This window comes from Acinetobacter nosocomialis (genome assembly GCF_041021905.1).
GTDB classification, from domain to species: Bacteria; Pseudomonadota; Gammaproteobacteria; order Pseudomonadales; family Moraxellaceae; genus Acinetobacter; species Acinetobacter nosocomialis.
The window spans coordinates 3,410,749-3,431,450 of the sequence record NZ_CP157432.1 but is presented as its reverse complement, the minus strand read 5'-3'; the positions used below and the strand labels follow the sequence as shown (position 1 = coordinate 3,431,450).

The following is a 20,702-nucleotide window of genomic DNA, read 5'->3' as shown; positions in this document are numbered from 1 at the left end:
TAAGAGTAATATAGCCGACCTAGCTTGCTGGTGACGAACCAGGAAGAAGATCATTAAGAGAATTGAAGAACAACTTGTGTGGATTTTTACTGATTGATTAATCGAAATAATTTTCATTGATTGATTGGTTTAAATTACTCGAAGTTTATTTGAGCGAAATTTAAGTCAGTAATTGATGAGCCAGAATTGGCACCTTGTCTATAATAAGGTGCAAAATGATTTTAACTGAAGAGTTTGATCATGGCTCAGATTGAACGCTGGCGGCAGGCTTAACACATGCAAGTCGAGCGGGGGAAGGTAGCTTGCTACTGGACCTAGCGGCGGACGGGTGAGTAATGCTTAGGAATCTGCCTATTAGTGGGGGACAACATCTCGAAAGGGATGCTAATACCGCATACGTCCTACGGGAGAAAGCAGGGGATCTTCGGACCTTGCGCTAATAGATGAGCCTAAGTCGGATTAGCTAGTTGGTGGGGTAAAGGCCTACCAAGGCGACGATCTGTAGCGGGTCTGAGAGGATGATCCGCCACACTGGGACTGAGACACGGCCCAGACTCCTACGGGAGGCAGCAGTGGGGAATATTGGACAATGGGCGCAAGCCTGATCCAGCCATGCCGCGTGTGTGAAGAAGGCCTTATGGTTGTAAAGCACTTTAAGCGAGGAGGAGGCTACTTTAGATAATACCTAGAGATAGTGGACGTTACTCGCAGAATAAGCACCGGCTAACTCTGTGCCAGCAGCCGCGGTAATACAGAGGGTGCAAGCGTTAATCGGATTTACTGGGCGTAAAGCGCGCGTAGGCGGCTAATTAAGTCAAATGTGAAATCCCCGAGCTTAACTTGGGAATTGCATTCGATACTGGTTAGCTAGAGTGTGGGAGAGGATGGTAGAATTCCAGGTGTAGCGGTGAAATGCGTAGAGATCTGGAGGAATACCGATGGCGAAGGCAGCCATCTGGCCTAACACTGACGCTGAGGTGCGAAAGCATGGGGAGCAAACAGGATTAGATACCCTGGTAGTCCATGCCGTAAACGATGTCTACTAGCCGTTGGGGCCTTTGAGGCTTTAGTGGCGCAGCTAACGCGATAAGTAGACCGCCTGGGGAGTACGGTCGCAAGACTAAAACTCAAATGAATTGACGGGGGCCCGCACAAGCGGTGGAGCATGTGGTTTAATTCGATGCAACGCGAAGAACCTTACCTGGCCTTGACATAGTAAGAACTTTCCAGAGATGGATTGGTGCCTTCGGGAACTTACATACAGGTGCTGCATGGCTGTCGTCAGCTCGTGTCGTGAGATGTTGGGTTAAGTCCCGCAACGAGCGCAACCCTTTTCCTTATTTGCCAGCGAGTAATGTCGGGAACTTTAAGGATACTGCCAGTGACAAACTGGAGGAAGGCGGGGACGACGTCAAGTCATCATGGCCCTTACGGCCAGGGCTACACACGTGCTACAATGGTCGGTACAAAGGGTTGCTACACAGCGATGTGATGCTAATCTCAAAAAGCCGATCGTAGTCCGGATTGGAGTCTGCAACTCGACTCCATGAAGTCGGAATCGCTAGTAATCGCGGATCAGAATGCCGCGGTGAATACGTTCCCGGGCCTTGTACACACCGCCCGTCACACCATGGGAGTTTGTTGCACCAGAAGTAGCTAGCCTAACTGCAAAGAGGGCGGTTACCACGGTGTGGCCGATGACTGGGGTGAAGTCGTAACAAGGTAGCCGTAGGGGAACCTGCGGCTGGATCACCTCCTTAACGAAAGATTGACGATTGGTAAGAATCCACAACAAGTTGTTCTTCATAGATGTATCTGAGGGTCTGTAGCTCAGTTGGTTAGAGCACACGCTTGATAAGCGTGGGGTCACAAGTTCAAGTCTTGTCAGACCCACCATGACTTTGACTGGTTAAAGTTATAGATAAAAGATACATGACTGATGATGTAAGCTGGGGACTTAGCTTAGTTGGTAGAGCGCCTGCTTTGCACGCAGGAGGTCAGGAGTTCGACTCTCCTAGTCTCCACCAGAACTTAAGATAAGTTCGGATTACAGAAATTAGTAAATAGAGATTTCGGTCTTGGTTTATTAACTTCTGTGATTTAAGTATCACGGTATTAAGCATGACCTGACGAAGGCGTGTTTATTCATTAACAGATTGGCAAAATTGAGTCTGAAATAAATTGTTCACTCAAGAGTTTAGATTAAGTAATTAATCTGAATGAATTGAGAACTAGCAAATTAACTGAATCAAGCGTTTTGGTATATGAATTTAGATTGAAGCTGTACAGTGTTTAAATACACAGTGCTCTAAACTGAAATGTTGAAGTTACTAACTTGTAGGTAACGTCGACTGTTTGGGGTTGTATAGTCAAGTAATTAAGTGCATGTGGTGGATGCCTTGGCAGTCAGAGGCGATGAAAGACGTGATAGCCTGCGAAAAGCTCCGGGGAGGCGGCAAATATCCTTTGATCCGGAGATGTCTGAATGGGGGAACCCACCTACTTTAAGGTAGGTATTGCAACATGAATACATAGTGTTGCAAGGCGAACGAGGGGAAGTGAAACATCTCAGTACCCTTAGGAAAAGAAATCAATTGAGATTCCCTCAGTAGCGGCGAGCGAACGGGGATCAGCCCATTAAGTTATGTGTGTTTTAGTGGAACGCTCTGGGAAGTGCGAACGTAGAGGGTGATATTCCCGTACACGAAAGGGCACACATAATGATGACGAGTAGGGCGAGGCACGTGAAACCTTGTCTGAATATGGGGGGACCATCCTCCAAGGCTAAATACTCCTGACTGACCGATAGTGAACCAGTACCGTGAGGGAAAGGCGAAAAGAACCCCTGTGAGGGGAGTGAAATAGATCCTGAAACCGCATGCATACAAGCAGTGGGAGCACCTTCGTGGTGTGACTGCGTACCTTTTGTATAATGGGTCAGCGACTTATATTCAGTAGCGAGGTTAACCGTATAGGGGAGCCGTAGAGAAATCGAGTCTTAATAGGGCGTTTAGTTGCTGGGTATAGACCCGAAACCAGGCGATCTATCCATGAGCAGGTTGAAGGTTGGGTAACACTAACTGGAGGACCGAACCCACTGTCGTTGAAAAGCCAGGGGATGACTTGTGGATAGGGGTGAAAGGCTAATCAAGCCTGGTGATAGCTGGTTCTCCCCGAAAGCTATTTAGGTAGCGCCTCGGACGAATACCATAGGGGGTAGAGCACTGTTTCGGCTAGGGGGTCATCCCGACTTACCAAACCGATGCAAACTCCGAATACCTATGAGTACTATCCGGGAGACAGACTGCGGGTGCTAACGTCCGTAGTCAAGAGGAAAACAATCCAGACCGCCAGCTAAGGCCCCAAAATCATAGTTAAGTGGGAAACGATGTGGGAAGGCATAGACAGCTAGGAGGTTGGCTTAGAAGCAGCCACCCTTTAAAGAAAGCGTAATAGCTCACTAGTCGAGTCGGCCTGCGCGGAAGATGTAACGGGGCTAAAACTATGTGCCGAAGCTGCGGATTTGACATTAGTCAAGTGGTAGGGGAGCGTTCTGTAAGCCGATGAAGGTGTATTGAGAAGTATGCTGGAGGTATCAGAAGTGCGAATGCTGACGTGAGTAACGACAAAACGGGTGAAAAACCCGTTCGCCGAAAGACCAAGGGTTCCAGTCCAACGTTAATCGGGGCTGGGTGAGTCGACCCCTAAGGCGAGGCCGAAAGGCGTAGTCGATGGGAAATTGGTTAATATTCCAATACTTCTGTGTAATGCGATGAGAGGACGGAGAAGGTTAAGTCAGCCTGGCGTTGGTTGTCCAGGTGGAAGGATGTAGGTATGTATCTTAGGCAAATCCGGGGTACTCTATACTGAGATCCGATAGCAAGCTGTACTTGTACAGCGAAGTGGCTGATACCATGCTTCCAGGAAAAGTCTCTAAGCTTCAGTTACACAGGAATCGTACCCGAAACCGACACAGGTGGTCAGGTCGAGTAGACCAAGGCGCTTGAGAGAACTCTGCTGAAGGAACTAGGCAAAATGGTACCGTAACTTCGGGAGAAGGTACGCTGTTGTTGGTGATGGAACTTGCTTCCTGAGCTGATGACAGCCGCAGAAACCAGGCCGCTGCAACTGTTTATTAAAAACATAGCACTCTGCAAACACGAAAGTGGACGTATAGGGTGTGATGCCTGCCCGGTGCTGGAAGGTTAATTGATGGGGTTAGCGTAAGCGAAGCTCTTGATCGAAGCCCCAGTAAACGGCGGCCGTAACTATAACGGTCCTAAGGTAGCGAAATTCCTTGTCGGGTAAGTTCCGACCTGCACGAATGGCATAATGATGGCGGCGCTGTCTCCAGCAGAGGCTCAGTGAAATCGAAATCGCTGTGAAGATGCAGTGTACCCGCGGCTAGACGGAAAGACCCCGTGAACCTTTACTGCAGCTTGACACTGAACTTTGACCTTACTTGTGTAGGATAGGTGGGAGGCTTTGAAGTTGGAACGCTAGTTCCAATGGAGCCGTCCTTGAAATACCACCCTGGTAATGTTGAGGTTCTAACTCTGTCCCGTTATCCGGGACGAGGACCGTGTCTGGTGGGTAGTTTGACTGGGGCGGTCTCCTCCTAAAGAGTAACGGAGGAGTACGAAGGTGCGCTCAGCGTGGTCGGAAATCACGCGTAGAGTATAAAGGCAAAAGCGCGCTTAACTGCGAGACCCACAAGTCGAGCAGGTACGAAAGTAGGTCTTAGTGATCCGGTGGTTCTGTATGGAAGGGCCATCGCTCAACGGATAAAAGGTACTCTGGGGATAACAGGCTGATACCGCCCAAGAGTTCATATCGACGGCGGTGTTTGGCACCTCGATGTCGGCTCATCTCATCCTGGGGCTGAAGCAGGTCCCAAGGGTATGGCTGTTCGCCATTTAAAGAGGTACGCGAGCTGGGTTTAGAACGTCGTGAGACAGTTCGGTCCCTATCTACCGTGGGCGCTGGAAATTTGAGAGGATCTGCTCCTAGTACGAGAGGACCAGAGTGGACGAACCTCTGGTGTACCGGTTGTGACGCCAGTCGCATCGCCGGGTAGCTATGTTCGGAAGGGATAACCGCTGAAAGCATCTAAGCGGGAAGCCTACCTCAAGATAAGATTTCCCTAGGAATTTATTCCTCTAAAGAGCCGTTCGAGACTAGGACGTTGATAGGTTGGATGTGGAAGCATAGTGATATGTGAAGCTGACCAATACTAATTGCTCGTGAGGCTTGACTATACAACACCCAAGCAGTTGTATATAAAGCATCAATCGATTCATAAATCTACAAAGCAACTTGATTTAGTTATTCCACTAGATAAAATGAACACAGCCAGATTCAATCAGCCCAATCTGTAAAGATTTGGAAAACGCTTCGGCAGTCAATAAGACCAAAGCAAGTATCCATAAACAGTTGTGCTGGCGACCATAGCAAGAGTGAACCACCTGATCCCTTCCCGAACTCAGAAGTGAAACCTCTTAGCGCTGATGGTAGTGTGGGGTTACCCATGTGAGAGTAAGTCATCGCCAGCTCATTATTCTAAACACCCCCATTCTAAAGAGTGGGGGTGTTTTTTATTGCGCGAAATAAAGGGAAAACTCAGTTCCTAAAAAACAGATTTGCACGGTTGCCGAGCTTCAGGGATATAGAGAGTTAACTTTAATTAAGAAAAACCTTATAAGAATAATTATTTTAATTGCCTGCGTGCATGTTTAAGGGCAGTGCGTAGACCTTCTTCAAGAGTTGGATGATAAAAAGGTTTCTCTAAAATATCATTTAAAGTTAATTCTTCACCAATGATCCAACTTAAGAGGTGAGCCATATGTTCTGTCGCCTCAGTAAATAACTCGGCACCAAGTAGTTTATGGCTTTTTCGCTCCATATAAACTTCAATAGCTCCTTTATTTTTTCCAAGAACAATAGCTCTTCCTTGTCTTTCGTAAGATGCTTCACCTGTGACAAAATCTATTCCATTGTCTTTTAGTTGTTTATAACTTTGTCCCACAATTGCCATTTCTGGATGACTAAATACTATTCCTAATGGAGTAAGAGTCTTAACTGAATTAACCTGTGGATAATTCAAACAGTTATAAACAACTTTTTTACCTTCATGTGCAGCTTCATGCTGTAATGGCGTTGAAGTATAAGCGTCCCCAGCAATAAAAATTGGATAGTTATCTAGCTGTTTTGTTTTCGCATTTATAGGCAATAACTTAATATCCTGAAATGATTTATCAATATTCTCTAGTTTTAAGTTATCTAATAAGCTTGAACGGCCTGTCGCGGATAGCACATACTCAGCTTGAAGAGACTTTTCTTCTCCATTGATTCTATAATTTAATATAACGCCACCAGAAGTAGACTTAACTTCGGCTGGTAATGTCTCAAATAAAAAGTTTAATTCTTTGCTTAGCTCTTCTTGAGCAAGTTGCTGTAATTTAGAGCTAGTAAATATTCCAATTCTTTTACTACGAGCAAATATAGTTGTTTCCACGCCTAATCGATGCATAGCTTGTGCGATCTCAAGAGCAATTACTCCATTTCCAATAACGGCAAGAGACTTAGGTAGAGTATCTAATTCAAATATTTGGTCTGTGGTAATAAGGCGATCACCTAATTCTTGTTTCCATGTTTGATCATAATTAGGAGTAGAACCAACTGCCAGAATAAAGCTTTTTGATTGATATTGTTTCCCATTTACTTCAATAGTTTCTGAATCAATAAAATGGGCTTTACCTGAAATTTTATGTTCAGTTGGCCATTGGTCTACATCTTTGAGAGTCGCCTTTGTAAAACGGTCACGTAAGTTTCTTACATGTTTCATAACCTGATCAGTATTAATGTCTACAGAAGCATTTAACCCAACTTCTTGAGCATTTTGGAGGTCATGCATACGATTTGCTGTAGAGATGAGGACTTTACTTGGCATACACCCTACACGTGCGCAAGTTGTATCCCATGGCCCATCATTGATAATTAAAATATTATTGGTATGTTTAACAGCCTCTTTATATGCGCTAATACCAGCAGTACCTGCGCCAATGATAATTATATCGAACATTATAAATCCTAATATCTATAAATTTTTCATTTAATAAGTTACATAATAAAACACAATGTAATTTATGTTTACAGAGTATGGTGAATATGATTACACTAATAATATAAATAATTAAAAAATCTTATACCTTTAGGAAAGATTGGGGAAATGAAAAGTATGTATAAAAAGCAACTTACTTAAAGTTGTCGGCTATTGCTGTGTCAATTATGTTGGCAAGTTGTGGCGGTGGAGGTGGTGATGGTTATTATCAGAATGGTTCATCAAATAGTAATAATTCCTCATCTGGAGGCAATACTAGCGGTTCTGAACAAACGACTGCTACAGCTTTAAAGATAGAACTAGATAAATTATCAGTTGCTGCAACGAATGACACTTTAACGGTTACTGTTAGAGCTTTAGATATAAATAAAGGTGGCGTTGCTGGCGCTAAAGTTAGATTGAAATTAGAAGATCCAACAAATAACGTAACTATAGAAGGAGCATCAATTCAAACTACAGATGCAGCAGGTAATGCTGTATATATTATAAAGACACCAAAAACATCGAGTTCAATAAATGATTTGGTGAAAAATGGTTTTAAATTAATAGCCTACACGAATAATGATACTCTTACGCAAGAACAGACTGTAACAGTAACAGGTAGTAATAGCACTACAGAAGCTGATACTACGAGTATTGTATTGTTTGATGCTACAAAGACCTCATTAAATGTTAGAGGTGATCAGACAACTGTTACATTAACAGCTGTAGATGCAAATGGTGCAACTTTAGCAAATCAAGCGATTACACTTAAAGTTAGAAATTCTGTTTTAAATGGTGTCAAATTTACTCCTAATGCGACACAAACTGATGCAAATGGTCAGATCAGCTATACTTTATCTTTTAGTGAAAATCAAAGATCTTCATCATATAGTGCTGCACAATTTGTGACAGATGATCTTGTTTTAGAAGCTAATTTTGGTCAATCAACAAAAGTTTATACGTATAAACTCGATGTTGTTAATTCTGATGTACCAGTAGCAGTAGGCGCTATTTCTGTAGCATATAATCCGACCACAATGGAAGACTCGAGTGATGGGGTTTACTACTATAAAAATATCTCAGTACAAGTGACTGATGTTGACGGTAAGCCAATACCAAATCAAGACGTAACAATGGGCGTTAATGCGCTTGCTTATTATAAGGGGCAATTTGCTTTTGTTGACACGTCTACTCCTGCAGATGGTAAGCCAGATGAATATTTACCTATGACTAGAGCTGCATGTACTTCACCAGTTCAAGCCGTAAATATTAATGGCGAGGTTGTTAATCAATTAAAGCCGCTGAAAGAAAATTCTACAGTTCAGGTAGTATCGTATATTAATAGTTCAGGTACTGCTGCAACTAATAATAAATATACAACAGATGGAAATGGTCGTTTTGATCTTAAGATTCAATACCCTAAAATTTATGCATCTTGGTTAACTGTTCAGTTAACGGCTAAATCTACAGTTTCGGGAAGTTTAATTAAAGGATCTACATCTTTGACTTTAGGTTATTTAACTAAAGATGTTACTGTAAGTGATCTTATTGCTCCGAATATATTAAGTCCATATGGAATAGATCCAAACTGTTCAAATGGTAATTAATAAAAAAAGAAGCAGCATTTAAGCTGCTTCTTTTTTTAGAGTTGTGTTCCCATACTAACACCTACGGTAGGCCGGACCTGCATAGATGAGCATGCACTAAGAATAAGACAACTGACCAATAAAAATATAAGTTTATTCATAAGAGAACTGAGAAATTTAATGTGATTTGAATACTTTAGCTGAAAATTATTTATATATATGTTGAATTGATACAGTTATATATATTCTTTTTATTAATAAAAGCTCTACTTTTAAGGAAAAATAGAGCTTGTCGTTGGCTCACTCAATAATTTAATCGTCTAATAAATCCATTTGCTTTGCTAATTGATAAAGATTGTTTGAACGATTTCCTGTTCGGCAAAACATGAGAACAGGTTTTGGAAGTTCATTATAGTGATTTGCAAAAGTACGGACATCAAGCTCAGTAATTTGACCTGCAACTACAGGTTGGTAAACGTAATCTAGTCCTGCCTGACGTGCTGCTTCTTCAATTTGAGCGCTTGTTGGTTGTTCTGGACCGCCTTCCATATCCGGACGGTTATTAATAATAGATTTAAAGCCTTTTTCTACAACTTGATCTACATGTTCTGGACCAATTTGACCTGCGAAACCAACATTATCTGACATTTCGTCACTCCAAAATTTAATAAAACCTCTTATGCTGTATCATAGCATTAAGCTTAACCTGAGATACAAGACACTAAAACGTTGTTCCTACATAGATAAAAGTTATGTAAAAGAACAACTATAGATTTTTAAAAGGCGATCAGGATGTTTTTTGTAAATTCATTACTTCGACCATAATGCCACGGAGCACATATGCACGCTTATACGGTTGAGCCTTTATATGTTCCATGTGATCAGGAAATGATCGCAGCTGACTTTTATATTCCAAAAACAAATAATAAATCTGCGGTAATTATCATGGCACATGGTTTTGCCGGATTGCGTCAATTCAAGCTTATCCAATATGCACAGCGTTTTGCACAGGCAGGCTATGCTGTGATTTTATTTGATTATCGATATTGGGGTGGGAGTACAGGTAAGCCCCGAGAAATGATTTCTATCAATTCTCAATTAGAGGATTGGAAGACCATAATTCAATACGCCTCCACCTGTAAGCTTATCGATAATAGAAGGATTGTATTGTGGGGAACATCTTTAAGTGGTGGATATGCTCTAAGTTTAGCTTCTGAATTAAAAAATATTCAGGCCATTATGGTACAAATTCCATATGTAGACGGTGCTGAAACAGCAAAACTAGGGACTGTTCTAAATTTTGTGTAAGTACTTAATTTTCATTTATCCTTCAGAGGATAATTACAAAAGGTACTTCACATGGATGAAGCAACAATCAAAAGTATGGCTGCCGAATTGGCTAAAGGTCTAAAAACACCAGAAGACTTAAACCAAATGACAGCAGTCTTTAAAAAATTCATGATTGAAACTGCACTCAATACTGAACTTTCAGACCATCTCGGTTATGAAAAGCATCAGCCCAAGAAAGGCTCAAATAGCCGTAATGGGTTTAGTTCTAAAACCATTACAACTCAAGATGGACAACTGGCTTTAGATATTCCCCGTGATCGAGAAGGTTCATTTGAGCCACAAATTATAAAAAAGCACCAAACACGCATCACCAGTATGGATGACCAAATCCTCTCACTGTATGCAAAAGGAATGACTAATAGGGAAATTGTAGCCTTCTTCAAAGAAATGTACGATGCCGATGTGTCAGCATCTCTCATCAGCAAAGTTACCGATGCTGTGATTGAGCAAGTGACTGAGTGGCAAAATAGAGCCTTAGATAGCCTTTATCCTGTTGTCTATCTTGACTGTATTGTTGTCAAAGTCCGTCAGCACTCCAATGTGATTAACAAGTCCGTATACCTTGCTTTAGGCATCAATATGGATGGGCAAAAAGAATTACTGGGTATGTGGATTGCTCAGACAGAAGGTGCCAAATTCTGGCTGTCAGTCATGACAGAGCTAAAAAATCGAGGAGTACAGGACATTCTTGTTGCCTGTGTAGATGGATTAAAAGGCTTCCCTGACGCGATAACCTCTGTTTACCCTCATACTGATATTCAACTGTGTATCGTGCATGTTGTACGCAATAGCCTGAGATTTGTAAGCTGGAAAGACTACAAAGCTGTTACGTCGGGTCTGAAAGCGATTTATCAGGCAAGTACAGAGGAAAATGCTTTAAAATCCCTAGACATCTTCTGTGATCAATGGAATCACCAGTATCCCAAAATTGGAGAATCCTGGCGGGCCAATTGGGAAAATATCCGAACGATCTTTAGCTATCCAGCCGAAATACGTCATGCAATTTATACAACAAATGCGATTGAGTCGTTGAATAGCGTAATACGCCATTCAACGAAGAAAAGGAAAATCTTTTCATCTGATGACTCAGTAAAGAAGGTCATTTACTTAGCAACATCAAATGCTGCGAAGAAATGGACGATGCCAATTCAAAATTGGCGTTTAGCAATGAATTGGTTTACGATTCAGTTCGATGATCGATTAAAAGATCATTTATAAAAAATGGAACTTACACAAAATAATTTACAGGCTCCAAAACTATATCCATTACAGCGTTATCCCCAAGCTTTAAAATTATCGAGCCAAGATTATATGGGCTCTAAGATGGGCCTTAATCCCAAGAGATTACCTGTTGTTGACCAATTTAAATTATGTTTTATGCCAACAGCAGATAGTTACTATGGATATTTGTCGATTGTGAATCCAGATTATTATTGGAGTGGCGAAGTCCCTGCGCGTGTTTTTTTTAATTTGATGCGTTACCGTCCAATTCAACTCGTCCGTCAGATTAATATCCCAGTTTTATTTATTGCTGCTCAGCATGATTCTTTAATTCCAATTGAGTCTAGTCGTGAAGCTGCGACCAATATTGCTCCTTTTGTGAGTTATCATGAGTGGGATATGAAACATTTTGATATCTATCACGGCGCATGGTTTGAAAAAGCAGTGACGACCCAATTAGAATTTTTACATCAACATATAGGAGTGATGTAAATGATTATTGTATGTGCATCGTGTGGTGCAAAAAATAGAGTTCCAGAGGAAAAACTTAGTGCGCAACCGAGTTGTGGCCAATGCCATCAGCCATTACTTCCGCTTGCACCGATTGAGTTAAATGAACAAAACTTTAGTAACTATATCACGAATAGTGATCTGCCTATTTTGATAGATTTATGGGCAGAATGGTGCGGACCTTGTAAAATGATGGCGCCACATTTTGCGCAAGTAGCCAAACAGAATCCACGTGTTATTTTTGCCAAGATTAATACTGAAGAATCTCCTCGCTTAAGCCAAGCATTTAATGTGAGAAGTATTCCTACCCTTGTATTAATGAATAAAACCACAGAAGTTGCTCGAATGAGCGGCGCATTACGTGCTCCTGAATTGCAGCAGTGGCTAGATCAACAACTTCAAACGAATTTCGGGAGCTAAGGTGTCAGAAGCTTATACCAAACCAGAAGGAATTTTATCCTTACAAACGATTGCCATGCCAGCAGATACAAACTGGAGCGGTGATGTATTTGGTGGGTGGATCGTGTCACAAATGGACTTGGCTGGAGCAATTCACGCTGAGCGTTTTAGTCGTGGACGTTGTGCCACGATTTCCATTAATCAGATGACCTTTTTGGTTCCGGTAAAAGTAGGCTTTGTGATTAGCTGCTATACCAAAATCTTAAAAGTAGGTAATACCTCTATTCAAATGCAAATTGAAGTTTGGGACAGTCATGATGATTCTCGTGCTCCAATTCGTATCACCGAAGGGGTGTTCACCTTTGTTGCTGTTGATGTAAAAGGTAATAAGCGTCAAATTCCTGAAGAAGCGAAGCAGAAGTTTTTAGAAACTCAATAAAACATTTAAAGCCTGAATATCAGTATTCAGGCTTTAATTTTTCTTTAAATAGTTTAATTTTTAAAACTAAAACATTGTATTAGAGTTTTTACTTTGTTCGGGAATGTTTTGTATAACATCCCAGTGCTCTACAATTTTTCCATTTTCTACACGGAAAATATCAACAATTGCTCTGCCTCTATCTTTGTCATTTTCCGTAGAGTGGACGTGTAAAACCACCAGATTACCTTCAGCGATTGCGCGCTTAATTTCATTTTTTGCTTGTGGATTTTTTTGGAATTTCTCAGTAAAGAAATTCACGAAAGGAGCCTTCCCATCAGGAACGTTGGGATTGTGTTGGATATATTGATGACCAATATAACGGTCGGCATATTCTTTAACTTGATGTTTTAAAAAGACACCTTCATAAAAGTCGACTACTATTTTTTTATTTTGGGCACTTATTTTATCGATTGACTCAGTTTTTGTTTGAACAATTTTATTGGTTTTATTTGTGGGTTCGGCAGCGTGAGTCGTCACAGCTGTAAATATAAAACTGGTAAATAACGAGGATAGGATCAGTATTTTTTTCATTGTGACCTCAAGATATAAAGTTATAGTTTTATATCTTGAGGTAAATATCAATCTAAAAATATTTTAGATTAGTTAACATTTCTTACGTTTAGGTAACCATGCCCACAGCATTTGACATTGAATCGGTTCATTACCCGCATCATCAATAACGGTAACCGGAATAACAAGTTCACCTTTCTCATGATCAGCAATATATTTTTGCTGTTCTGCAGAGAGAGTCGCTGTTGCTGTCAAACCACCTTCAACAACTTTTAAATAATCAACATGTAATGATTTGATTAATAAAATGCGGTTATCAGGAATATGTAAACCCGTTAAAAAACCTGTTGCAGTCTCTGCTAAAAGTGCCATTGCTGCCGCATGTACACCTTTAATATGATTCTGCATGTTTTTCTGGTTCTCTAAGCGAACAGTTACATGGTTTACATCTACTTCTAGATAGCGAATATTTGCTGTACCCACCATTGGCACAATACGGCCAAATGCCTTGCTCCAAAGCGTACTTCGAACACCTTTAGGAAATTTTGAAGTTGCTTTTACCAGTTTTAATAGTCGATTGGATTGAGACATGGGATTACCTTAACTTTGAATGTCGCTAAAAGATATTAATCTTTAAAGTTATTAAACTGTAATGGCACACCGAATTGTTGTTCACGTAAAAAAGTCATGACTTGTTGCAAAGTGTCACGTTTTTTATCGGTCACACGGATTTTGTCGCCTTGAATAGAAGATTGCACTTTAACGCCGCTTTCTTTAATGGCTTTATTAATTTTTTTTGCTGTATCAGAGTCAAGACCATCTTTAAGCTTAATGACTTGTACAAAATTTTTACCTGACGCAGCAGCTTTTTGTGGATCAAGTGCCTGCACATCAATTTTACGTTTATAAAAATGATTTTCTAACATGTTATAAACTTGTTCACACTGGAAATCACTTTCTGTGCTGATTTTAATCTCTTTATTTTTTTCATTTAATTCGATAGAAACATCGTGACCACGGAAGTCAAAGCGTGTTGCAATCTCTTTTTGTGTGTTTTGAACCGCATGATTAACTTCAAATAACTCTAATTCAGAAACAATATCGAAAGAAGGCATAGTTTAGACCTTTACAAAGTGAAAGAATATTTGAGATGCTAAGAGGGTTTTCTTCATTTGCCAAGTGTTGTTTACATCAAAGGAGTGCACAATGATCCGTAAACAAGAAATTACAACATTTGAGTTCCCAGAAAACGCTGTTATCTGGGATGTCCGTGATTCAAGTGCTTATGCAGAAGGGCATGTTAAAGGTGCGGTAAGTCGCCCGATTAATGATTTAAATGCTGATATTTTGAACCAGGTCGCTGCGGATCAGCCGATTTATATTTTATGTGGTGGTGGTAGCAAAGCTCCTCGTGCAGCTGAGAAACTAGAAGACTTAGATGCCTCGCGTGAATATGTCGTGCTGATGGGGGGGACGCGTGCAGCTCGTGATGCAGGTTTACCTCTAGAGCAGGGCGCATAAAAAAAGCACCTTCGGGTGCTTTTTTATTGGAACAAAATTTTCTCAAGTGCACTATTGAGATTGGAAATAAGGCTTTTTCGGTTTAACTTTCTTTTGAAAGCGCTCGGCACTTAATTTCTTTAATAGGCTTCCCGGAATAGGACAAGTCTCACCTAAAATTTGGGCTATAAGTATTTCACTGCAAAGCGGTGCAAATAAAAAACCTTTTGAACCTAGACCTGCAAAGGTAGAAATACGGCTTTCACTCTGCATTTTGCCTACAAGTGGGAAATAATCTGGACTTTGAGCACGTACAGCTGCTCGACCTTGCCATTGATCTACAGGTGGTAATTGTTTTGCATAAGTAGGGAAGACACTGTGGATTAATTCAAAGTTATGCACATGATCGTCAAGCTGTACTTCTTGATCTTCTCGGTTTGGATAGAAAGATGCCCCTAGAATAAGTTGAGAAGAGTCAAGCTGCATGCAATAGCCGCCATAGCTATACGCTTCGTGTAAAGGAAGAGGTCCAAAAGAATTATCAACCCAGCTTACTTGTCCACGTATTGGCTTTAAAGGGAGATAGTTCTCAAATAAAGCGGCACTTTCTCGGGCACAGCACACCACAACATGGTCTGCCTCTGCAATGATTTCGTCATTCGTTTTTAATTGAACTTTATTTTCAAAAGAAACAAGTGCTGTAATATTGGCAATTTTTAATTCAATACCTGAATGCTGCAAAATTTCATCACGTAGTTGATGTGGAGAAACTGCTCCGGCCTCACTTAATACAATGTATGGATAGTCCGATTCAAGTGAGCTTGTTTGATGCGTAACAATATCCGCAGGATATTGTTCTGCAAGATCGAGAAGATCTTGGGCATTTTTTAATGCCATTTGCTGTATTTGAATTGGGCGAAACGCTTGAAATTTTTTATAGAAATTCAGTGCATGTTGCCAGCTTAAAGTCATAAGATGCTCATGACTTTGTTCAATTGGGCATAATTTTGGATTGAGCAATGCTAAAGGGTTGCCAGAAGCTCCTGATAAAGGCGCTGTACGCTCGAATAGACTAACTTGATGCCCACGTTCGGCAAATGCCCAAGCTGTGCTTAAACCAGCAATCCCTGCGCCAATGACGGCGATATGCTGCTTAAAATGAGAACGGGTGAGATCTGGTTCTGATGCAATTTCTTCAGTTAAAGGTAATTTCCAAACTGCTTTAAGCATTTCTCGTTTGTGTCCAAAACCGCGAGGACGTGAAATATCAATTCCATGAGCCTTTAGCCCACGTTTGAGAACACCAGCTACACTAAATGACGCAAAGGTAGTGCCATAGTCAGAAAGACGTACAATATTGTTTAAAACATTCTGCTCCCACATGTCTGGATTGCATGAAGGTGCAAAACCATCTAGGAACCAAGCATTCATTGCTTTCGTTTTTACCATACTTGGAAAAATATCTTGCGCATCTCCTAGCCATAGATCGATGCTAAAACGTTCTTCTGGAAAACTTAAACGATGACAACCTGCAATAGGCAAGGGATATTGTTCAATAAGTTGTTTCGCAAGTGGCTTAAGTTCATCCCATACATCGAGTGCACGGATGAGATCTGCTTTGCTTAAAGGAAATTTTTCTACGCTAATTGCATGTAAATGGCTGTGGTTATTAGGACGGACCTGCTGCCAAAGCTGCCAGAGTGCAAGAATATTTAAACCGGTACCAAACCCGGTTTCTCCTACACTAAAATATTCAAAGTCTTGTAAATTAGCTAATCGTTCTGATAGGTCATTGCCATTTAAAAATACATGTCTTGTTTCGAGCAGACCATTATCTTTAGAAAAATAGACATCACCAAATTGTTTGGAAATGGGAACCTCAATACCATCAATAGATTCCCAATCCAGCTCAGCAGTTTGTATACGGTTTGATTTGTTCATTCGGTTTAATAAGTCGCTCAGAATTACCACTGACGACGACGTTTGGTGTAAACATAACTAGCGATAAAGAAACCAAGTAGTACGCCGCCTGCTAGTGTTACTGCGCCATATAAGAACATTTGAGCACTACGTTCACTTTGTAAAACTTGTACCTGAACAGACAAGTTATCGTTCTTTAGCTGTAACTCTTGGTTTTGTGCAAGTGCTTCAAGATTTGCATGTTCTAGCTGTTTAAGACGAGATGCCTGATCTTGAACTAAAGCTTTGATTTTTGCATCTTGCTGTTGCTTATTTTTTGCGATTTGTTCTGCGGTAAGCGGCTGTGCTGTAGTTGCCGCCGTTGTAGTGGTCGGTTTGGCTACAGTTGCAGAAGTAGGCGCTGGTTTAGACGTCTGAGTTGAAGGCACAGTAGATGGTGTTACTGGCATCGCAGCAGGATCAACTGCTCCGGCAGTTGAACATATCAAACACAAGCCAAGAAAGCTTTTGGTTGCAAACTGCATGCGTTTACCCTTTTGGAAATGCTTTATTAAACGGTTTGACATCAATATGGCTATAAATGCCTTCTTTCAAAAATGGTTCTTCTTTTAACCATTCATCTAAAGCTTCACGGCTATCAAACTCTACAATCATAGTACTACCGTAAAAACCAGCCTGTGGATCATTCGGATCTTTTGGCATAGCTCCAGCGGCAACAAGACGACCTTCATCATCAAGTTTTTGTAAACGTTCGATATGTTGAGGGCGTACTGCTAAACGTTTCTCTAGAGTTCCTTCGTTATCGGTACAGCTTAGAACAAAAAAAGGCATGTCATCGTATCTCTATAATCAAACCGAAATCACATTAAGCATCTGTTGACTTAAAATGTTTGCGTAAAATAATGAACTGAATAATGATAAATGAAAACATGACGATCATGTCACCAAATGCCGTAAATTCACCCCAATATTTTCCGCCATGAAATAAAAACGCGAAGAAGATATGTAAACCGGACATGACGACAAACATAGCTGCCCAAGCGAAATTTAAATTTTTCCAACCTTTTTCGCTTAGCTCTAAAATTGGATCGAATAAACGTTTAATAAGAGGTTTACGTTCCTTACCAAACCAAGGTGAAACTAAGAAAGCACCAGCAAATACTAAGTTCAAAATTGCAGCTTTTAAACGAATATAAAAATCATCGCTTAACATGAGTGTAATGCCACCAAAAATAACTGTCATAAACAGTACAATCCACTGCTGTTTATCTAGGCGGAATTTTTGAATGATGAACAAAGCACCATACACGATAAGCATTGAAATAATTAAGCCTGTTGTAGCGACCAGAATATTATTGTTATTTACACCGCCAGCGGAACCGATCAATTTTAGCAACGGGTGATGAGCATTCGCAGGATCAACGGTTTTATATAAATAGAAGAAAATAATTAATGGAACAAAGTCCAGAAGTGCTTTCATGTTAGAGTATCTGATCAGGTTTGGTGAATGGCATAGTATAAAAGATGCAAGGCATAGATTTACATACACATAGCAATATTTCTGATGGAACTTTGTCTCCGGAATTGCTGGTGCAAGCTGCTGTGGATGTGAAGCTGCATACCTTGGCGCTTACTGATCACGATACAATGGATGGCTTACAGCGTGCAAAGAAAGCAGCGCAAGCCCATGATTTAAAAATTATTTCTGGTGTTGAGATCTCAAGCCAATGGTCTAGACCAAGCACAAAAAAAAGCTATGGCGTGCATATTGTGGCTTTAAACATGCAAGATGAAGCACCAATTTTGGAAGCATTAGAACAACAAAAAAGAATTAGAGCACAAAGAGCAGAAGTTATTTGTGAACTATTAAAAAAGTATATTGGCTTTGATATTTATCAGGATGTGCTTGATAAAGTTGAAAATCAACCAGACCGTATTACCAGAACACACATTGCCAAAACCTTAGTTGAAAAGAATGTAGTGAGTCGTCCTCAACAAGCTTTTGACCGCTTTTTAAAAGAAGGTAAGCGTGCCTTTGTAAAGTTTGAAGGATTGGGTTTAAAAGAAACGATAGAGGTTATTCATAACAGTAAAGGCTTGGCAGTTTTAGCTCATCCAACTCGTTATGATTTATCTGCAACTAATACACGCTATTTGATTGAGTTATTTGCGAGTTGTGGTGGTGACGCCGTAGAGTTGCCGCCACCTGTAGATCCTTTATCTACTCGCCAAATGATTGATCGTATGATTGATCAGCATCATCTGGCGGTTTCAATTGGCAGTGATTTTCATGGTGAAAATATGCCATGGATTAAATTAGGTAATACGCCTAAGCCAAAGAGTGATCAGTTGGGTATTTGGGAACGTTTTCTCTAATAATGTCCTAGAGTAAGTTGTTATCTTGAGCTTGAATTGGAGGAGGTGTTGGTTTACCCAGCGTTCCTAAAAGTTCAATTTCGATACTCCGGACCATTGCATCTAATGGTAAATCATTACTTTGAGTACCAAAAGGTTCTTCAATTTCAGAGCTTAGGGCATCTAGACCTAAGAAGGTATATGCCAAAATTCCAACCAGTAAAGGTGTTGCTAAGCCAAGCAAAGAACCTAAGCTAAATGGCAACATAAAACAGAAAAAGTAAACAGTGCGGTTGAGCAAGACTGAATAAGCAAAAGGAATAGGAGTATTTGCAATACGGTCACAGCCAGTCTGTACAACACTTAAATCTGCAACATTTTTATTCATTTGAGCATAAATAATATCTGAGATTTCACCTTCTTTAAGCGCTTGTAATAACTCCCATTGAATAAGACTGAGCGTATATTGCGGCGCATTATTTTGTTGGTATAGCTGAGTCAAGGCTTGTTGACTCATACCACTGGTTTGTATTAACTCGGTTGGGTTGGCCGTTTGGCGGCGTAAACGGTCACGTAACACATTTGCAAACACAATAACGTGATGAATGACTCGTTCACGACGGGCTTGAGTTAAAATACGACAGTCGCGGTCAAAGTGACGTGAAGTCGCAATGAGTACACCCCATAGTTTCCGTGCTTCCCACCACCGGTCATAACACGCCGTATTTTTAAAGCCTAAAAAAATAGAAAGTACAACGCCAATTAAGGTGAAGCCAACTAAAGGAATTTCTGGAAAACGGTAGAGATTAATATATTCAACCCCACCAATGATTGCCGAAATCAGCATTACCACCCCTAAAGAGGGCAAAATTTTTGGTAATATCGTCCCTCGCCAAGAGAATAAAACTTTAAAAATACTGGGCTGTTCACGAACAATCATTTTATTTTAAACGTCGCTATTTTTGTTTTTGATATTCTAAGCTTAGTGATGCTTTGTCAATATCATTGAACGGCTATTGAAGTAGGGTTGAGCAGTTGTTGTTCAGCAAATGAAAAGCTACCTTCTGGCGAGATAATAAAATGGTCCAGTAGACGAATTTCTAAAAGCTGACAGGCCTGTTCAAGTTGCTCTGTGAGTTTAATATCTTCGAGAGATGGCTGTGCGGAACCAAATGGATGGTTATGTGCGATTACCAATTGGCAAGCGTGCTGTTGTAAGGCATATCGTAAGGTTTGATTCACTGAAACGGCGCAGTGTTGAACTGAACCAAAAAATAACTTTTTAAAATGCAATTTTCGTAGTTCGGCATCTAAGCAAAGTACCGCAAAGACTTCCTGTTTTTCACCTTTTAACTCATAACGCAGATAATCTAGAACTAAATGAGATGAATGAAGGCTTAGTTCAGTTTGACTAAAATGATAGTCGAGATAACGCCGTCCAAGTTCTTTTACGGCCAATAATTGGGAATACTTCGTAGCTCCAATACCATTAAATTGAGCTAATTCATTGAAAGAAGCATCTAAAACAGCATTGAGGCTTCCGAATTGTTGAATCAGTAAGCGGGCGAGTTCAACAGCCGAATGTTGACGTGAACCTGAGCGAAGAAAGATCGCGAGTAATTCAGAGTCAGAGAGACTTTGAGGGCCTTGTTGTAATAACCGTTCTCTTGGCCGTTCTTGTTCTGGCCAATTTTTAATAGAAGTATTCATATTCCCCAGCAATATTCTGCTTAAAAATTTATTTTGTTTGCCCAATCAATCTTGGGTC

The 20,702-nt window shown here is 40.6% G+C and carries 16 protein-coding genes, 2 tRNA genes, 3 rRNA genes and 3 pseudogenes; 13 read left to right on the top strand and 11 right to left on the bottom strand.

What is annotated here, in order from left to right; genetic code table 11:
- Positions 1–222: 222 nt before the first annotated feature.
- The 5 genes from ABLC00_RS15945 (at position 223) to rrf (ending at position 5,552) form a co-directional block, all read left to right on the top strand.
- Positions 223–1,760: ribosomal RNA gene (locus ABLC00_RS15945) — 16S ribosomal RNA — on the top strand.
- A 59-nt stretch (positions 1,761–1,819) separates the two neighbouring features.
- Positions 1,820–1,896, top strand: a tRNA-Ile gene (locus tag ABLC00_RS15940).
- A 55-nt stretch (positions 1,897–1,951) separates the two neighbouring features.
- A tRNA-Ala gene (locus ABLC00_RS15935) sits at positions 1,952–2,027 on the top strand.
- A gap of 340 nt (positions 2,028–2,367) precedes the next feature.
- Positions 2,368–5,258 (top strand): 23S ribosomal RNA (locus tag ABLC00_RS15930).
- Positions 5,259–5,437: 179 nt separating this feature from the next.
- Positions 5,438–5,552, top strand: a 5S ribosomal RNA gene (rrf, locus tag ABLC00_RS15925).
- Together the 16S, 23S and 5S rRNA genes with 2 tRNA genes alongside form the textbook arrangement of a ribosomal RNA operon.
- Before the next feature lie 155 nt (positions 5,553–5,707).
- Here the strand turns inward: rrf and ABLC00_RS15920 are convergent.
- Positions 5,708–7,081 (bottom strand): dihydrolipoyl dehydrogenase, encoded by a 1,374-nt coding sequence (locus ABLC00_RS15920; RefSeq protein ID WP_033854188.1) that lies wholly within the window; start codon positions 7,079–7,081, stop codon positions 5,708–5,710.
- Between the two features lie 147 nt (positions 7,082–7,228).
- Between ABLC00_RS15920 and ABLC00_RS15915 the strand changes: the two are divergent.
- A pseudogene (locus ABLC00_RS15915) lies at positions 7,229–8,709 on the top strand (hypothetical protein).
- A gap of 291 nt (positions 8,710–9,000) precedes the next feature.
- On the opposite strand, the gene ABLC00_RS15910 reads toward ABLC00_RS15915, so the two are convergent.
- Positions 9,001–9,336, bottom strand: coding sequence for a TIGR01244 family sulfur transferase (locus ABLC00_RS15910; protein WP_002051574.1), 336 nt, complete (start codon positions 9,334–9,336; stop codon positions 9,001–9,003).
- A gap of 192 nt (positions 9,337–9,528) precedes the next feature.
- Between ABLC00_RS15910 and ABLC00_RS15905 the strand changes: the two are divergent.
- The 5 genes and pseudogenes from ABLC00_RS15905 to ABLC00_RS15885 all read left to right on the top strand — a co-directional run.
- Positions 9,529–9,972 (top strand): annotated as a pseudogene (locus tag ABLC00_RS15905) (alpha/beta hydrolase); the annotation flags it as partial.
- A gap of 75 nt (positions 9,973–10,047) precedes the next feature.
- Positions 10,048–11,256 (top strand): IS256-like element ISAba26 family transposase, encoded by a 1,209-nt coding sequence (locus ABLC00_RS15900; RefSeq protein WP_004832869.1) that lies wholly within the window; start codon positions 10,048–10,050, stop codon positions 11,254–11,256.
- Positions 11,257–11,292: 36 nt separating this feature from the next.
- Positions 11,293–11,751 (top strand): annotated as a pseudogene (locus ABLC00_RS15895) (alpha/beta hydrolase); the annotation flags it as partial.
- Positions 11,752–12,189, top strand: a complete 438-nt coding sequence (trxC, locus tag ABLC00_RS15890) for a thioredoxin TrxC (RefSeq protein WP_002051446.1) — start codon at positions 11,752–11,754, stop codon at positions 12,187–12,189. It begins immediately after the preceding pseudogene.
- A 1-nt stretch (position 12,190) separates the two neighbouring features.
- Positions 12,191–12,607: an acyl-CoA thioesterase gene (locus ABLC00_RS15885; protein ID WP_002051216.1), complete on the top strand. Its 417-nt coding sequence runs from the start codon at positions 12,191–12,193 to the stop codon at positions 12,605–12,607.
- Between the two features lie 66 nt (positions 12,608–12,673).
- Here the strand turns inward: ABLC00_RS15885 and ABLC00_RS15880 are convergent, their stop codons facing one another.
- From ABLC00_RS15880 to ABLC00_RS15870, 3 genes are all read right to left on the bottom strand, one after another.
- The gene (locus tag ABLC00_RS15880; RefSeq protein WP_002051498.1) at positions 12,674–13,180 is read right to left on the bottom strand and encodes an ester cyclase; all 507 of its coding nucleotides are present in this window, start codon (positions 13,178–13,180) and stop codon (positions 12,674–12,676) included.
- 72 nt (positions 13,181–13,252) lie between these two features.
- A complete protein-coding gene (locus ABLC00_RS15875) occupies positions 13,253–13,750 on the bottom strand; it encodes a DUF4442 domain-containing protein (RefSeq protein WP_004885247.1) in 498 nt (165 codons plus the stop codon).
- A gap of 35 nt (positions 13,751–13,785) precedes the next feature.
- A complete protein-coding gene (locus tag ABLC00_RS15870) occupies positions 13,786–14,274 on the bottom strand; it encodes a YajQ family cyclic di-GMP-binding protein (protein WP_002051423.1) in 489 nt (162 codons plus the stop codon).
- Between the two features lie 91 nt (positions 14,275–14,365).
- On the opposite strand from ABLC00_RS15870, the gene ABLC00_RS15865 reads away from it, so the two are divergent.
- A complete protein-coding gene (locus ABLC00_RS15865; protein ID WP_002051246.1) occupies positions 14,366–14,680 on the top strand; it encodes a rhodanese-like domain-containing protein in 315 nt (104 codons plus the stop codon).
- 51 nt (positions 14,681–14,731) lie between these two features.
- Here the strand turns inward: ABLC00_RS15865 and mnmC are convergent, their stop codons facing one another.
- The 4 genes from mnmC to ABLC00_RS15845 are packed head-to-tail and all read right to left on the bottom strand — an operon-like array spanning position 14,732 to position 18,059.
- Positions 14,732–16,600, bottom strand: coding sequence for an FAD-dependent 5-carboxymethylaminomethyl-2-thiouridine(34) oxidoreductase MnmC (gene mnmC / locus ABLC00_RS15860; RefSeq protein WP_004885248.1), 1,869 nt, complete (start codon positions 16,598–16,600; stop codon positions 14,732–14,734).
- A gap of 23 nt (positions 16,601–16,623) precedes the next feature.
- Positions 16,624–17,103, bottom strand: a complete 480-nt coding sequence (locus ABLC00_RS15855) for a hypothetical protein (protein ID WP_004885249.1) — start codon at positions 17,101–17,103, stop codon at positions 16,624–16,626.
- Between the two features lie 4 nt (positions 17,104–17,107).
- The gene (locus ABLC00_RS15850) at positions 17,108–17,410 is read right to left on the bottom strand and encodes a YciI family protein (RefSeq protein ID WP_002051453.1); all 303 of its coding nucleotides are present in this window, start codon (positions 17,408–17,410) and stop codon (positions 17,108–17,110) included.
- 34 nt (positions 17,411–17,444) lie between these two features.
- Positions 17,445–18,059 carry a septation protein IspZ gene (locus ABLC00_RS15845; RefSeq protein ID WP_002051143.1) on the bottom strand — a complete coding sequence of 205 codons (615 nt, stop codon included), beginning with the start codon at positions 18,057–18,059 and terminating at the stop codon, positions 17,445–17,447.
- 44 nt (positions 18,060–18,103) lie between these two features.
- Here ABLC00_RS15845 and ABLC00_RS15840 point away from each other — a divergent pair, with 44 nt between their 5' ends.
- Positions 18,104–18,955 (top strand): PHP domain-containing protein, encoded by an 852-nt coding sequence (locus ABLC00_RS15840; protein WP_004885250.1) that lies wholly within the window; start codon positions 18,104–18,106, stop codon positions 18,953–18,955.
- 7 nt (positions 18,956–18,962) lie between these two features.
- Here the strand turns inward: ABLC00_RS15840 and ABLC00_RS15835 are convergent, their stop codons facing one another.
- The gene (locus tag ABLC00_RS15835) at positions 18,963–19,874 is read right to left on the bottom strand and encodes a bestrophin family protein (RefSeq protein WP_004711921.1); all 912 of its coding nucleotides are present in this window, start codon (positions 19,872–19,874) and stop codon (positions 18,963–18,965) included.
- Between the two features lie 62 nt (positions 19,875–19,936).
- Positions 19,937–20,656, bottom strand: a complete 720-nt coding sequence (radC, locus tag ABLC00_RS15830; RefSeq protein ID WP_079744827.1) for a DNA repair protein RadC — start codon at positions 20,654–20,656, stop codon at positions 19,937–19,939.
- Positions 20,657–20,702: the final 46 nt, after the last annotated feature.

Excerpts from the sequence above, each read along its gene's own strand:
- ABLC00_RS15845 (WP_002051143.1), bottom strand. The coding sequence starts at position 18,059 with ATGAAAGCACTTCTGGACTTTGTTCCATTAATTATTTTCTTCTATTTA.
- ABLC00_RS15870 (WP_002051423.1), bottom strand. The coding sequence starts at position 14,274 with ATGCCTTCTTTCGATATTGTTTCTGAATTAGAGTTATTTGAAGTTAAT.
- ABLC00_RS15855 (WP_004885249.1), bottom strand. The coding sequence starts at position 17,103 with ATGCAGTTTGCAACCAAAAGCTTTCTTGGCTTGTGTTTGATATGTTCA.
- ABLC00_RS15920 (WP_033854188.1), bottom strand. The coding sequence starts at position 7,081 with ATGTTCGATATAATTATCATTGGCGCAGGTACTGCTGGTATTAGCGCA.
- ABLC00_RS15910 (WP_002051574.1), bottom strand. The coding sequence starts at position 9,336 with ATGTCAGATAATGTTGGTTTCGCAGGTCAAATTGGTCCAGAACATGTA.
- mnmC (WP_004885248.1), bottom strand. The coding sequence starts at position 16,600 with ATGAACAAATCAAACCGTATACAAACTGCTGAGCTGGATTGGGAATCT.
- trxC (WP_002051446.1), top strand. The coding sequence starts at position 11,752 with ATGATTATTGTATGTGCATCGTGTGGTGCAAAAAATAGAGTTCCAGAG.
- ABLC00_RS15835 (WP_004711921.1), bottom strand. The coding sequence starts at position 19,874 with ATGATTGTTCGTGAACAGCCCAGTATTTTTAAAGTTTTATTCTCTTGG.
- ABLC00_RS15875 (WP_004885247.1), bottom strand. The coding sequence starts at position 13,750 with ATGTCTCAATCCAATCGACTATTAAAACTGGTAAAAGCAACTTCAAAA.
- ABLC00_RS15880 (WP_002051498.1), bottom strand. The coding sequence starts at position 13,180 with ATGAAAAAAATACTGATCCTATCCTCGTTATTTACCAGTTTTATATTT.
- ABLC00_RS15840 (WP_004885250.1), top strand. The coding sequence starts at position 18,104 with ATGCAAGGCATAGATTTACATACACATAGCAATATTTCTGATGGAACT.
- ABLC00_RS15850 (WP_002051453.1), bottom strand. The coding sequence starts at position 17,410 with ATGCCTTTTTTTGTTCTAAGCTGTACCGATAACGAAGGAACTCTAGAG.
- ABLC00_RS15865 (WP_002051246.1), top strand. The coding sequence starts at position 14,366 with ATGATCCGTAAACAAGAAATTACAACATTTGAGTTCCCAGAAAACGCT.
- ABLC00_RS15900 (WP_004832869.1), top strand. The coding sequence starts at position 10,048 with ATGGATGAAGCAACAATCAAAAGTATGGCTGCCGAATTGGCTAAAGGT.